Origin of the sequence: Enterococcus crotali, from assembly GCF_000633635.1 — a bacterium.
GTDB classification, from domain to species: Bacteria; Bacillota; Bacilli; order Lactobacillales; family Enterococcaceae; genus Enterococcus_L; species Enterococcus_L crotali.
Window position 1 is genome coordinate 365,516 of the sequence record NZ_AYPQ01000003.1, and the last position, 14,020, is coordinate 379,535.

General features: G+C 37.2%; 12 protein-coding genes. 5 read left to right on the plus strand and 7 right to left on the minus strand.

What is annotated here, in order from left to right; all coding sequences use genetic code 11:
* Window positions 1-4: 4 nt before the first annotated feature.
* Genes V192_RS0110075 through V192_RS0110090 form a run of 4 tightly spaced genes read right to left on the minus strand, consistent with a single transcriptional unit; the run spans window position 5 to window position 3,426 of the window.
* On the minus strand, window positions 5-1,174 hold the full coding sequence (locus tag V192_RS0110075; RefSeq protein ID WP_025871354.1) for a hypothetical protein: 1,170 nt from the start codon (window positions 1,172-1,174) through the stop codon (window positions 5-7).
* Window positions 1,175-1,206: 32 nt separating this feature from the next.
* Window positions 1,207-2,052 carry a YitT family protein gene (locus tag V192_RS0110080; RefSeq protein WP_025871356.1) on the minus strand — a complete coding sequence of 282 codons (846 nt, stop codon included), beginning with the start codon at window positions 2,050-2,052 and terminating at the stop codon, window positions 1,207-1,209.
* Window positions 2,052-3,188, minus strand: a complete 1,137-nt coding sequence (locus V192_RS0110085) for a M20/M25/M40 family metallo-hydrolase (RefSeq protein WP_025871358.1) — start codon at window positions 3,186-3,188, stop codon at window positions 2,052-2,054. The genes V192_RS0110080 and V192_RS0110085 overlap by 1 nt, the downstream gene beginning before the upstream one ends.
* Before the next feature lie 28 nt (window positions 3,189-3,216).
* On the minus strand, window positions 3,217-3,426 hold the full coding sequence (locus V192_RS0110090; RefSeq protein WP_025871361.1) for a hypothetical protein: 210 nt from the start codon (window positions 3,424-3,426) through the stop codon (window positions 3,217-3,219).
* A 422-nt stretch (window positions 3,427-3,848) separates the two neighbouring features.
* Between V192_RS0110090 and cls the strand changes: the two genes are divergently transcribed.
* Window positions 3,849-5,348, plus strand: coding sequence for a cardiolipin synthase (gene cls / locus V192_RS0110095; RefSeq protein WP_029948214.1), 1,500 nt, complete (start codon window positions 3,849-3,851; stop codon window positions 5,346-5,348).
* Window positions 5,349-5,444: 96 nt separating this feature from the next.
* Window positions 5,445-6,926: an AcpB/EbpR/MafR family transcriptional regulator gene (locus V192_RS0110100; RefSeq protein WP_025871365.1), complete on the plus strand. Its 1,482-nt coding sequence runs from the start codon at window positions 5,445-5,447 to the stop codon at window positions 6,924-6,926.
* Window positions 6,927-6,985: 59 nt separating this feature from the next.
* Here V192_RS0110100 and V192_RS0110105 read toward each other — a convergent pair whose 3' ends face one another.
* From V192_RS0110105 to V192_RS0110115, 3 genes are read right to left on the minus strand one after another with little or no spacing between them, the layout of a single operon-like run.
* On the minus strand, window positions 6,986-8,131 hold the full coding sequence (locus V192_RS0110105) for an ArgE/DapE family deacylase (RefSeq protein ID WP_025871367.1): 1,146 nt from the start codon (window positions 8,129-8,131) through the stop codon (window positions 6,986-6,988).
* A gap of 13 nt (window positions 8,132-8,144) precedes the next feature.
* Window positions 8,145-9,545 carry an MFS transporter gene (locus V192_RS0110110; protein ID WP_025871369.1) on the minus strand — a complete coding sequence of 467 codons (1,401 nt, stop codon included), beginning with the start codon at window positions 9,543-9,545 and terminating at the stop codon, window positions 8,145-8,147.
* Between the two features lie 2 nt (window positions 9,546-9,547).
* Window positions 9,548-10,744, minus strand: coding sequence for a M20 family metallopeptidase (locus tag V192_RS0110115; protein WP_025871371.1), 1,197 nt, complete (start codon window positions 10,742-10,744; stop codon window positions 9,548-9,550).
* Between the two features lie 188 nt (window positions 10,745-10,932).
* On the opposite strand from V192_RS0110115, the gene V192_RS19895 reads away from it, so the two are divergent.
* The 3 genes from V192_RS19895 to V192_RS0110125 all read left to right on the plus strand — a co-directional run bounded on the left by V192_RS19895 (window position 10,933) and on the right by V192_RS0110125 (window position 13,825).
* Entirely contained in the window at window positions 10,933-12,456 is a 1,524-nt protein-coding gene (locus tag V192_RS19895) for a helix-turn-helix domain-containing protein (protein ID WP_239644638.1), read from the plus strand.
* Window positions 12,387-13,271: a hypothetical protein gene (locus V192_RS22175; protein WP_239644639.1), complete on the plus strand. Its 885-nt coding sequence runs from the start codon at window positions 12,387-12,389 to the stop codon at window positions 13,269-13,271. Before V192_RS19895 ends, V192_RS22175 begins: the two co-directional genes overlap by 70 nt.
* 80 nt (window positions 13,272-13,351) lie before the next feature.
* A complete protein-coding gene (locus V192_RS0110125) occupies window positions 13,352-13,825 on the plus strand; it encodes a glutathione peroxidase (RefSeq protein WP_025871373.1) in 474 nt (157 codons plus the stop codon).
* Window positions 13,826-14,020 lie beyond the last annotated feature (195 nt).

A 14,020-nucleotide genomic window follows, 5' to 3' on the forward strand; every position in this document is an offset into this window, starting at 1 on the left:
GATGTTATCCAATTAAATTAACCAAGATCCCAGTAATGAAAACAGAGGTGATCGTCACGGTAGAAAACCCGGCAATGACCATTTTGGGTAAAATTTGACCTTCGATCAAGGCAATCTCTTCAGGTGTTCCATTGATACTTTTCGCTGCTTCCTGACTTAAAATCATCGTACCAGGGAAGCCGTATAATGAGGTCAAACCAATGGCAATCGACATAGATAAGCTATAACCAAGGAACTTCCCGGCGATTGCGGCAAATAATACATTTCCTGTGACTCCGACTAAGAATGAAAGTGTCAGAGGCAAAATCAATTCAATCAAATCATGAATAGAAATCGTTGCTAATGGACCGAAAATAATGATTAGAATAGCTAACATCATCAAGCCGTATGCATCAATACCATTTAAGATATTTGGTTTAAAAATGTTCAATTCTCTTAATGCGATCCCGAATAACAAACAAAGGATAAAGGTATTGATCATACCGTTTGTTAAATTATTAACGAATGTTGCTAGTAAAACAGTCACCCCAACAACAAATAGTGTACCTGCTGTTGTATGAAAAAGCTCAGGTAAACGTGTTTTCTTCGTTTCTTTTTCTTCAACTTTTTCAGCGCTAGCAAAAGCGGCTGGATTTGCTTGGTATTCTTGGTGTAATCGATTTGCTTCTTTTCTTAAAATCAGTGAGGTCAGTGGAAACCCGATCAATCCTTGAAACGCAGAAATCAAAACGGGTAAAACAGCAACAGACAATAAACCAGCGGCAATTACAGCGTCTTGAACCATGATGATCGAAATCGTACCGCCGGAAATCGCGCCGATAGCCGCAATTGCATAGCTTTGATCTTCAAATAAAGGACCAACAAGCAATAATGCTGCGACAATTCCCAATGTTGCAGCAACTCCGATTAAAAACGTCCGCCACTGTTGTTTGAATTCTTTTAAACTGATCGTTGTCCCAAGGTGGACTAAAATAAATCCGACTACAGTTGTACCTAAGGCTAATAAGGAAGAACTAGGCAACAGATCTTCTGGAAATAAGTTCGTTTTAAAACCAATCAAGAAGATCAATGAGGCAATCAATAAGGTCGAAAGTAGTGATTTTGTCTTTTTAGAAATATAATCACTGACCGTCCAAACAAGCATAATAATCGTAAAAGCTAACACAGAATTCATAATTTTTGCACTCCTTTTTTAATAGGTTATTTTTATTGAATAGGATGATATGTAAAGCCTAAACCGTGAACTTCAGCAACATTTGAAACAATGACAAATGAGGTCGGATCGATCCGATCAATGGTTTGCATAACTGCAGGGTACTCACTGTTTGAACTGACGATCATCAGCATCTGGTTTTCCTGTTGTGTTTTGCCACCAGTAACATTGAATAACGTGATCCCACGATTGACGGTTTGCAGTAATTCGTCTTTTATTTCAGTTGTTTTATCCTGACTAAAAATCAAAATGGATTTCCTTCGTTTCACGCCTGTTTCGATATAAGTCATGACAATGGATGTAACGATGATTGATAGTATCGCAAACAGAAATGATTCAACCCCAAAAATGAAAACATTCAGTAAGACGATAAAAGCATCTGTTACCAGTAGACCTGTCGAGGTATTGATATGCCAATATTTTTGTAAAATCAGTGGTGGAATCGTCGTTCCGCCGCTGGATGCACCGATTTTATACAGGATCGCAACGCCAATACCAAAAATGGCACTGCCGAAAAGAACAGAAAGTAAGCGATCGGAGGTCACCATTATTTCAGGGACGATAGCTAGAAAAAATGGGAACAGCAAACTGCCGATCAATGTATTGAAAAACACTTTTTTTCCTAAAAAGATGATCGTCAAAAGAAGCATCAAACAATTCAAAGCTAGAACAACAATCGACCGATCAATTGCAAAAGCAGCTTCTGCCAAAATACCTAATCCACTCACGCCGCCTGCTGCAATTTGGTGAGGACCTAAAAACATATTGATCGAAACACTAAGCAGCAAGACTGCGAGAATAATTAATAGAATATTTTGACCTTTACGCAGCGCAGCCATTATACTGAACCTTTAGAAGCTTCGTTGTCAGGCATTTCATTCACGATAGCCAAGGCCAACTCGACTGATTTAAGCATTTCAGCTACAGGAATATACTCATTGACTGTGTGGATTTCTTCATAACCAATCGAGAGATTTAATGTAGGCTTGCCATGAGCATTAAAAATATTAGCGTCACTGCCGCCACCGCTGATTTCAGGTGTGAAAGTACGGCCGATCTTAGTTGCTGCAGCTTTTGCGATTCTAACTGGATCAGAATCATCCGCTAGATGAAAGCCAGTTGCCTTTTGATCGACTGAAAGAGTGAATGTGCCGCCATGTTGTGAAGAGGCAGTTTTGAATTCTTTCTCTAAAGTAGTAAGGAAATCGCGGGCTTTTTCATCAGAGATCGACCGTACTTCGCCTTTGATCGTCAACTGTTCCATCACAACATTGATTCCTGCGCCGCCGTTGATTTTTCCGATGTTTGAAGTAGTATGCTCATCTAAGCGACCAAAAGGAATGTCTTCAAGTGCTTTTTGTGCAATCGTGAATGCTGAGATTCCCTTTTCTGGTTCTAAACCGGCGTGAGCCGCTTTCCCAGTTATTTCAATGTCAAACATATATAAGAAGGGGCTGGCAATGATCCCATTTCCTACAGCGCCAGAGTTATCAAGGACATACCCAAAGGTTGAATCGATCAAGGACATATCCAAGGCCGCAGCTCCGATCAAACCAATTTCTTCACCAGGAGAAAAGACGAACTCGATCGGCCCTGTTTCAATCTTATTTTCATTGATTGTTTCGATCATTTCTAAAAGAATGGCAATACCTGCTTTATTGTCGGCAGCTAAAATCGTTTCATCTTTAGAGTAGAGAATGTCGTTTTTTTCGATCACCTTGATGCCTTCCCCAGGCTCTACAGTATCTACATGGCAAGAAAAGAAAATCGGTTGTTTGTTCAAGTTTCCTTTGTATTTAGCAATCAAATTATTTGAGCCAAGTTTAGTTGTTTTCATTGAATCATCTTCTGTGACAGCTAAACCTAGTGTAGAAAGTTTCTGACTTAACAACTGGACAAATGCCCCTTCTTTTCCAGAAACAGAATCTACTTCTACCAACTCTGTAAAGGTTCTAATCAATCTTTGCTTATTCATTTAAAACATCCTTTCTTATTTAAAAACATTATTCTGTGACCATCCAAACTTCATCGATCAATTTGATTCGATGTAATTTAAAATCTTCTAACAAAGAGATATGAGCAATTATTTTTTCCATGGCAAGCTCTTCATTTGGTTCCATCGAAACAAATTGCTTTGCTATCGTTTCGCCATGTTTATTCAAAAGCTTAGCTTCAAAAAGATATCCGTAAGAAAAGTACTGCTCGATTTTCATTTCTAAACCTCCTTATCATAAAAGCGAGGAGGGCTCGTCCAGCCCCCACAGCTAGATAACATACGGTAACAACATTCCGCTCCGCTACACCTTGTACTTTTCAGCATCAGTTTATTTTTTTCTTGTTTTCTATATCACAAAGTTACCATGAGTAAGGGGCAGAAATGAATGGCAAAAAAAGTGCAAAACTGAACTTTTTTGTCATTTGATTATTTTAATTTAAGTAGAAATCAAGTATGACAAGGGATTGGGCAGGATACTGAATAAGAAGTGACAATATTTTCCTTGAAAGTGAAAAAAATGCCTGTATTCTTGTTTTTTTATCCGCTATTATAATGAATAAATAAGTTGTTTATCCAAGGAAACTCAAATTTATACTAGCATTTGAATTAAAAACTACTGTTATTTAAAAGGAGAAAATCATGAATCCATTATTTCGTCGATTTAGCATTGTTTTATTTGTTCTCATTATCACAATAGGTATTCTTTTTATGTTTTTACCTCAATTTATTTGGGGCATTCTAACTTTGTTTGAAGCGCTGTCGATTTTGTTAAGTATGTATATTGTATTTAAAAGAAACGATGTAACTAGTGTAAAAGTTGCTTGGGTGCTTACGTTGTATTTTCTTCCGATCATTGGTTTGTTCATCTATCTATTCTTTGGACGATCAAATTTAAAAAGCAATCTCGTACAACAGAAAGAGCAAGAGACTTTGGTTCATTATGTGCAAAGTATCAATAGAAACCAAGAAGTAGGATCAGTAAGTTTGTTGGAAGAAAGAAATGAGCGCTTATCTGGAAAGGCAGTGCTAAGTGGAAACGAATTTGATGTACTAACTGATGGGGAAGAGACGTTTTCAGCTATTTTTGAAAGGTTAAATCAAGCAGAGGATCATATTCATTTGTTTTATTTTATAATCAAGGAAGATCAACTTGCAGAGCAACTTAGAAAAATCTTGATCAAAAAAGCCGCTGAAGGTGTCAAAGTTCGCTTTGGGGTGGATGGCTTAGGCTCTATAAAACTATCCAATGAGTATTTGGAGTCATTAAGAATGGCCAAGATCGAGGTAGAAATTTTTAATCCGATCCGTTCGTTTTATCATCTTTCGAGAGCAAATTGGCGTAACCATAGAAAAGTGATTGTTATTGATGGAAAAGTCGGTTTTATAGGAGGATTGAATATAGGGAATGAATATCTAGGCATCACCCCTAAATTTTCACATTGGCGAGATACACATTTACAAATCACAGGACCCTTAGTAACACAATTACAGGAAAGTTTTTTATATGATTGGCTGTATATGAAAAATAGTTCTGGAAGTGCCAATGTATTTCTATCTGAACGGTATTTTCCAGAGATGAGCGTCGGTAATGATACGGGACAAGTGATATACGGTGGACCTTATGATCAAGAGCGAGTGGTTCGGGATGTTCTGTTTAATTTGATCGATTCAGCAAAGGAAAAAGTCTCGATTGCCAGTCCGTACTTTGTTCCAGATGATGAAATGTTGGCGTTACTTAGAAGAGTTGCTCGTAATGGCGTCAAGGTTGAAGTGATCATTCCAGGAAAAGGTGACCGTAAATTATCTTATTATGGCAATGATTTTTACCTCGAGACACTGGTCAGTGCAGGGATCGATGTTTATAAATATGATGATGCAGCTTTTTTACACTGTAAAGTAATGATTATTGATGAGGAGGTAGCGACAATCGGCTCCACAAATTTTGATATCCGTAGTTTTGATATCAATCATGAAGTCTCAGCTATTTTGTATAATGGTCAAGCAATTCATAGACTAGTAGAAAATTTTAAAAGAGATCGAGACAATTCAAAGAAAATCACACTTCGTGAATTAGCACAAAGAAGTACCTGGAAAAAAATCAAAGGGAAAATTTGTGGTTTGTTTGCCCCATTATTATAATGGACTAATCATATTTACCGTGTTTTAAAAGCACTCATGCTATACTATTACAAACGAGTGTAACAAAGAGAACGACACTTCCAAGGGGGCAAAAACATGCGTAAATTGTATATGGATTTAGTCACAGATAAAAAAGCGATCCGGTTGATTCATTTGATTTATTTTTTAGCGGATACCTCTGATCTACTAACAATGGAAGATGTTGCTGCAAACCTGGGTGTGACGAAGAAAACGTTAAAGAGCGATTTAGCATTATTGCAGGAATACAGTCCTGAAATAGACGGCTTTGTGCAAGTAAAAAAAGAAACGATTATTTTTAATCGGGATAGTACGTATACTATTGAAGAAATCTTATCAGATATTATTGACCAGCAACCGCTTTTTACATTACTTAGCGCTCTTTTAGACGGTGAAGAATATTCGATCGAAACTTGGTGTGAGCGAATATGGTTGTCGGAACGAACATTAAGGCGTTATCTGCCTAATTTGACGGAAGTGTTAGAACGATACAATCTGACCTTACAGTTATCGCCTTTCTTAGCCCTAATTGGTGAAGAATCGAGTATTAGATATTTATACTTTGATTACACAAGTCAGCGTGGCTGGCGAGAAGAAGATGTTCACTTGGATAAAATGATCCAAAAGTTTTATTACGAATTTCAAGAGTCTTTCTTGAATCAATATCAACGCGTGTTAACATTAGATGCTAATCGGGTAAAACTATGGCACCATGTTATTTTACAAAGGGTCACGAAGCACTTATTTATCCCACCGAGAACAGACATAAAGCAAAAATATCCAATGACAGAGCGTTTTGATGTATTCTCTGAAATTTATGATCAGTTAATGAAAAAATATTTTTCTATTGAAAATATACCTTATGAAGAACATATTTATGCCTATGTTGTAACGTTGGCCAGTGTGATTTATTTGCCTCCAGAAGGTGAAATCTATTCAATCAACCTTACTCGTAAACATTCATATGAAAATAAGTACAATACGGTTTTTGATTTTAATGGAAGTTTCCCGCTTGATCCTTTGAGAAGCAAGGAGATGTATCATTGTGTGAATTCATTTTTGGAAAATCTAAGTTTGCTTTCAAGAGTAACACCACTCTTTCAGCGTAATTCATATGAGCTGAATCAATATGCGCAAACAGAGTTTCCTGAAATGTATCAAGCGTGTTTATCTAAATTAAAACAAGTAACATTAGCGCATGATGCACCACTAGTATATCCAGAAGATATTGCAACGAATCTGAGTTTGCTTTTCAGCTCTTATTTGATTGATACGACTATTGAAAATAACAAAAAGATTCTTTTAAGTATTTCTGGAGAAGCTTGTTATGTCCAACATTTGATCGCTTTGTTGAAAAAAAGAATCCCAGGGAATTTTGATATTGTTTGGGTATTTAATGAAAAGATTAATGAAGACTATGTAAAAAAAGAAGCAATCGATGTGATTATTTATAATCATGTAATGTTGATCCCAATCGACGGCTGCTTGAATATCAAAGTTTCTCAGTTCCCGGCAACAGGAGAATTAGAACGATTGACGAAAAAGTTATTCGAGCTTTAAACATAGAGTTAGAACGAAAAAGACGAGAGTGCTTTTCCATCTCGTCTTTTTTGTTCTATTTAGTTTAAAAATTGTTTTGCAATGTTTTCGTTGATCGTGATCATTTGGTAAAAGTCATTGATGTTCACAAATTCATTAGGTTGATGTGCATATTTTGTTTCCCCAGGACCTAAAATCAAAATAGGCAATTCTTTTTTTACACGTTCAAATTGAGAACCGTCAGTATATCCTGTCATACCGAATGTATTTGCCGTTTTACCAGTAACGTCAGAAACAACTTTTTGGGTTAGTACAGTGAATGGATCGTCAAGTTCAGTTTTCATAGAAGGTAAATCATTGATGAACTCGATCTCTGCTTTAAAATCAGGAACGGTTGCTGTTAATTTATCCAGCATCTCTTTAAATTGTTGTTTTAATTCAGAATGATTTTGGGCTTTGATCGTCCGAATGTCGATTTCTACGGTACATTTATCGGGAACAACATTGGTTCCGTTACCACCATTGATAATATCTAAGCTGGAAGTTGAGGCACCTACTAAGTCATCTACAGATTGAGAGAAATCAAAGGTTTCTTTAAAGGCATTCAAAACTAAAAGCATATGTTCGATCGCATTCACTCCTTGATCGGGCATTGAGCCATGAGCTGTTTTTCCGTAAGTTGTAATACGAGGCCATAAGGCACCTTTGTGAGCCACGCCAATCTCAACATTTGTAGGTTCACCGATCACTAATGCATCTAAATCATCTGCATAGCCTTTATCAACTAATTGACCAGAGCCGATAGCGCTCGTTTCTTCTCCAACAGTTGCTAAAAGTTTGATGGTTCCTTTAAAATTCGAGCCTGCTTCTTTTAAACGAATCATCGCAACAACTGCTGCAATCAAACCTGACTTCATATCACAGGTTCCGCGTCCATAGAGTAAACCATCTTTTTCAATTGCCGCAAAGGGATCTTCATCCCAAGGAATCTCACCCACAGGAACAACGTCCATATGTCCAGAAAAACCTAGAACAGGACCTGCTTCATTGCCTTTTAGCGTTGCAACGAATTGATTTCGTCCCTCGCTATATTCTACTTGCTCACAAGGAATCCCATGTTTTTCAAAAAGGGCTTGTAGTTTATCTGCAACTAATTTTTCTTTTCCTAAAATACTTTTGATTTGAACGACTTCTTTTAATAATTGTAATGCGTCTTGATTATCCATGAATGCTCTCTCCTTATACTTGTTTTTCTTTTGGAATAATAAATACGATTGACCCTAAGGCTAAAACACAGAAAAGAATATTTGTCAGTAAACCGAATGTCGCTCCTTGAGTATAATTTCCTCCAGTACTAAGGCCGTTATAAACTGCAGCAGAAATGGCTACTCCTAATGCTCCGCCAAGAGAGCTGGCCATTTTATAAATACCGGAAGCGACGCCGGCTTTTTCATTTGGTACACTGGAGATCGCTGTGTCTGTAGAGGGTGTCGCATACATGCCAAGTCCCATTCCGAATAAACTATAACCAATAAAAACTAAGACGAAATAGGCAGTGCCTGTAACCATTGTTAACGCCATCAAACCAACACCTGTTCCAGAAAGAATCGTGCCCCATAACATTGGTTTTTTCGCGCCGATTGTTTGCAATAATTTTTCACCGATTCGAATCGTGATCAAAACCAGACACAAGTAACCGATCGATAACATTCCTGTTTTAGCAGAAGAAAGGCCGCGTCCTTGTTGAACATACGTATTGATAACGATCAAGGTGCCGGCCACAGCATTCAACAAGAAATTAGAAATCGTTGCACCAAGATAACCACGGTTTTCAAATAAAGAAAACTCAACAAAACTATTGTCGATCGCTTGTTCTACTTTATAAAAAGCAATCAGTCCTAAGATCACGACTACGGCTAAAATAAGCACGACTGGACTTGTCCAACCTAATTCAGATCCTTTAGAAACAACAACGTTTAAAGCAACCATTGAAACGATAAATAAAAGTAACCCAATTGAGTCAAATTTACTATTGCTATTACTTACGACCTTACTTTCAGGTGTACCAAAGATCAATAACGCACTACAAATCGAAACAATGATTGAAAAAATAAAGACATACCGCCAGCCTAAAGAACTAGCAATGGCGCCACCAAAGAACGAACATAAACCAGAGCCACCCCAAGAACCGATCGACCAATAACTTAGTGCTCGTTGACGGTCTTTGCCTTCATAATATGTTTTAACTAAGGCCATTGTTGCAGGCATGATACAAGCAGCTGATAATCCTTGTAAAATACGACCACCGATAAATAAAATAGGTCCGTGTGCAATGACTAAAGCTGCTGAACCGATAACACTTAAAATAAGTCCAATATATGTTAATTTCATTCTGCCTAATTTATCCGCTAGACCACCGGCTACGACGATAAAAATACCAGAGAATAAACCAGTCATGGAGATTCCTATGTTTAAAACGCCAGAAGAAACACCTAAATCACTTTGTACGGCTGGCGCCATATTTAGTAAAGATTGAGCAAACAGCCAATAAGTCAAAACGCTTAACACGATGCCTATCAGTAATTTGTTTGTCCCTTTATATGTTGCAGCCTCTGCTGCTGTATGTGTTGTTGCTTTCATGATTAAACTCCTTCAGATAAATAATGTAAAACAGCTGCACCCATTGATTTTGCAGCAATCAATAAACAATCTTCATCAATATAAAATTTGGGATGATGGTGTGGATACATTGGTGTTCCTTCTTTATGCGCACCAACGAAAAAGAAACAGCTTGGTCGCTCTTTAGCATAATAAGCAAAATCTTCAGAAGGGGTTTGTGGTCCACACTCAACTAATTGCTTCACTTCTGGAATTTGCGCTTCATTCAATGCTTTAGCAACCATTTCAGTAGTTTTAGCATCGTTGACACAGACTGGGTAATCATTAGCGTAATCAAGTTCATAGCGGATGCCAAATGTTTGACAGATGCCGTCTAGAATTTGTTTGAATTCTTTTTCTACGATGGCGCGAGTTTCTTCTTTCATGATCCGTACATCGCCTTCAAGCGTCACAGAATCTTTGATAACATTGGCTGAACCTTTGCCGTCAAATGAACCGATTGTGACTGTTGCAGTATCGAAAGGATCAATTCTACGACTAACGATCGTTTGGACAGCAGTGACAAATTGAGAAGCCGCTACGATCGTATCATTGGCATCTTGTGGCGTTGAACCGTGTCCGCCTTTTCCTTGCATCACGACTTTAAATGTTGCCCGACCAGTGTGAACAGGACCCGAATGATAAAGAACATCGCCAAGTGGCATCAAACTCATCACGTGAATTCCTAACACATGATCCACGCCGTCTAAACAACCAGCTTCAATCATCCCTTTAGCGCCACCTGGCGGTACTTCTTCGGCAGGTTGGTGGATCACACGAATCGTGCCGGCTAATTGATCTTTTAATTCAATCAGGGAGTCAGCCAAAATCATCATATAAGCTGTGTGTCCATCGTGTCCGCAGGCGTGCATGACATTTGGCGTTTTTGAAGCAAATAGCAAACCAGTATCCTCTTGGATCGGCAACGCATCAAAATCTGCCCGAATCGCTAAGAAAGGCCCTTTTTTGCCACCATGAATGTCGACTAAAATACCATTACCACCGCCTACATTTGTTTGAACCTCACAGTCTTTTCCAGCGTAAAAATCAGCGATGTATTTTGCTGTTTCTGTTTCGTGAAAAGATAGTTCTGGATTCTCATGAAAATGTCGACGAATCTTGATCATATCTGCTTCTTTTTGTTTAAGTTTTGTAAATAATTGTGTCCGTAAATCATCCATTTAAAATGCTCCTTTCAAATACACTACATATTCTATGCTTAATTAAAAACTTCACAATGCTAGAAATTTCTAAATTTAAGAAGTCACTTTTAGACTATAGCGATTGGAAAATAAAAGACTATCAAACGGACAATATTTTCCTATTTAAGTGCTATAATGAGAAAGAAATAAACAAAAGAGGGAAAAAAATGATTGTAAATGAAAATTATCAGATCGATTATCAACAGTTGCAGATCGAAGAAAGTGCATTTTGCAAAGAAACGGCTATTTTGATCGTTTTAAAAGGCAGTATGTGTATAACTATAGAAGAAATAACAGATCAAATAAGCTCGGGGGAATTAGTCGTAATCAATACAGGAGATCATTTTCTTTTGACTCCTGATAGAGCACAAAGCTGTTCTTATTTGAAATTAAGTATCAATAGTGTGTTCTTCGCCGCTCAATTTCCTGCGTTTTTCTATACACACTTTGACTGTAGACCTATCCAAAAAGAACACGGAAAGATGCATGCAATCGCTGCTTTAAGAAGACAGGTTGCTGAATTATGTTTAGTTGAGTTTAATGAGGACCCTTCAAAACGACTTAAAATCACTTTATTTTTAACGCAAATCATCTTATCTCTTGTCCAACATTTTCAAAGAGAGGAAGTCACAGCGTATCATCCTTCTGACAATCAAAAATTAAGAGAGATTTTAGAATATATCGAAGAGCATTACCACGAAGGAATTTTATTATCAGATGCGGCAGAACAATTTTTTATGTCGGAATCCTCGTTGTCGAAGTTTTTTAAGAAGGAAACGGGAGACTACTTTTCTCACTATGTGCGTACAGTTTGTGTTAAGCATAGTTTGTCCGAGCTGCTATACACGAAAAAAAGTGTGGAACAAATTGCCTTGGACAATGGGTTTAGCAATAGTAAGACCTATCGTCAACACTTTAAAAAAGTTTTTAACGATTCCCCCACTAGCTATCGGTCATCTCACATAACGGAATCGAAAATACCGCAGAAAAGTAAGCAAGCTGTCAAAGTAACTGAGCTTCAAATCAAAGAAATCTTAGTACCGTTGTACAGTTATATGCAAATGGGGCTGGAGGAGTCACGCCCATCAGAATTAACAATAAAGACGAAGCAACTGCATATTACGAAGGGGCAAATTGAGTCTGAGTATTTGAAAAAAGACATAATCATTCATGTTGGTTCGTGGGAAGCTTTAGCATCTAGGAAAATCCAAACAGAAATTCTGGATATAAAGAAACAAATTGGAATCAAGTATATTAGTATCCAATCATTATTCACACAAATCCCTTTATCTGTACAGATTCATCAGGAGGCTGGGATGAATTCCTTTCCTGCCTTTGAGCAATGGGACTATATTTTGGCCTTTTTAGAAGAGGCACAGCTGGGTATCTTTTTTCAGTTATCACTTGGGGAATTTAAACAACTTAATGGTAGAGTAAAAGACATTTGTCTTAAGTTTTTTCAACATATTCAAAATAAATTTGGCACCAAAATGACTGAGCAATGGAAGGTCAATTGTCTATTTAAAAGTCAAAATCTTGCTGATTATTATTCTGAATTTCTAGAGGTGAAAAAGGGCTTATTTGAGGTTTCGCCTAAAATAGAAGTAGCGCAGAAATTCCTTTGCCAGACCCATTCTTTGAGCAAAAAGACTCAGAGCAAACACGATTTTTTTGTGAGACGATTGCGATAAACAGTGATTTTCTGTCCTTTTCTGCAGAGCCTAACTATGTATTTCAAAATTTAGACAGCCCTTTTCCAGATTTGAAAAATTATCATCAATACGTGCTGAATAAAACCTTGCATATCAAGCACGTTTTGAAAGAATATGACATTCAACTACCATTGTATCTTACGGAATGGAACACATTGACTGGGATGACGAGAAATAGTAATGGCACATTCTTTAGAGGAGCGATTATTTTAAAAGATCTCTTAATGCTGGACACCTTAGTAGATGGTTTCGGTTTTTGGTTGAATATTGAATTGTATGAAAAACAGACACAAGATCGGCCGTTAAAAAATGATGGTTTAGAACTACTTCATTTTTATAGTGGGAAAAGACCTGTCTATTTTTGTTTATGGTTAGCTAGAAGAATAGCAGGATCAGTTTTAGCTCAAGGGGAAGAATATTTATTGACCTATCTGGACGGGAAGTATCAGCTGTTATTGTTGAATACAAATTATTTTGATCCTCATCTTTCTTCAGAGGAAGCGTTTCTGAAAAGTCAGGCAGTGGCTTTTGAAATAGAATTAACAAATGTTGAACCAGGCAACTATCAAATTAAGCAAATCGACTTTAACCGGCATAATGGCGCATTGTTTTATACGTATGAAGAGTTTCATAATGCAGATACACTTGATTTAGAGACGCAAAAATATGTTGTAGAGGGAACGCGACCGAAGATAAAGGTTTTTGATACTCAAATTAATGATATCTTTAACTATTATGCAACGCTAGATACGAATGGCATTGTACTACTAGAATTAACGCCAATTTTAGGATAAATCAAAGGTCGTTTCCTTGACGAAAACTATCCTACTAGCTAGTATTTAGTTAGACAGGTAACTTGAGAGGGAGAAGTAAAATGAGTATTTATGATTATCAAGTGAAAACAACAAATGATGAGACTGTTTCGATGGAAGAGTATCGGGGAAAAGTGCTCCTGATCGTAAATACAGCGACGGGCTGCGGGTTTACACCTCAATATGAAGGACTAGAAGAGTTATATAAAAAATACCGTGAACAAGGCCTAGAAATTTTAGATTTTCCGTGCAATCAATTTGGACACCAAGCACCTGGTACGAATCAAGAAATTAGTGATTTTTGCCAATTGACGTATCAAACGACGTTTCAAACGTTTGGGAAAATCGATGTAAATGGTGAACAGACTGATCCATTGTATGATTATTTAAAAGGTGAAAAAGGTGGGCTGTTGGGTGGTGCGATCAAGTGGAACTTTACTAAGTTTTTAGTAGATCGTGAAGGCAATGTGGTCAAACGCTTTGCACCAACTGTTGAACCAGAAAAAATTGCTGGAGATATTGAAAAACTGTTATAAGTAATACTTTTTCAGTTCTTGATATCAATAATCATCTCATAGTATTATGGTTTTGCTAAGAAAGAACATAAAGAGCAAGCTCCTGGAGAATTCGACTCTCCAGGAGCTTTTTTTGACTAATGTAACCATATCTACTGTTACTTCTTGTACTTATTATTCAGCAATACTCAAATAATGACAGTAAATTCACTTTTA

Bases quoted from the DNA above. Each gene is read 5' to 3' on its own strand.
- V192_RS0110075 (WP_025871354.1), bottom strand. From the start codon at position 1,174: ATGAATTCTGTGTTAGCTTTTACGATTATTATGCTTGTTTGGACGGTC.
- V192_RS0110080 (WP_025871356.1), bottom strand. From the start codon at position 2,052: ATGGCTGCGCTGCGTAAAGGTCAAAATATTCTATTAATTATTCTCGCA.
- V192_RS0110085 (WP_025871358.1), bottom strand. From the start codon at position 3,188: ATGAATAAGCAAAGATTGATTAGAACCTTTACAGAGTTGGTAGAAGTA.
- V192_RS0110090 (WP_025871361.1), bottom strand. From the start codon at position 3,426: ATGAAAATCGAGCAGTACTTTTCTTACGGATATCTTTTTGAAGCTAAG.
- cls (WP_029948214.1), top strand. From the start codon at position 3,849: ATGAATCCATTATTTCGTCGATTTAGCATTGTTTTATTTGTTCTCATT.
- V192_RS0110100 (WP_025871365.1), top strand. From the start codon at position 5,445: ATGCGTAAATTGTATATGGATTTAGTCACAGATAAAAAAGCGATCCGG.
- V192_RS0110105 (WP_025871367.1), bottom strand. From the start codon at position 8,131: ATGGATAATCAAGACGCATTACAATTATTAAAAGAAGTCGTTCAAATC.
- V192_RS0110110 (WP_025871369.1), bottom strand. From the start codon at position 9,545: ATGAAAGCAACAACACATACAGCAGCAGAGGCTGCAACATATAAAGGG.
- V192_RS0110115 (WP_025871371.1), bottom strand. From the start codon at position 10,744: ATGGATGATTTACGGACACAATTATTTACAAAACTTAAACAAAAAGAA.
- V192_RS19895 (WP_239644638.1), top strand. From the start codon at position 10,933: ATGATTGTAAATGAAAATTATCAGATCGATTATCAACAGTTGCAGATC.
- V192_RS0110125 (WP_025871373.1), top strand. From the start codon at position 13,352: ATGAGTATTTATGATTATCAAGTGAAAACAACAAATGATGAGACTGTT.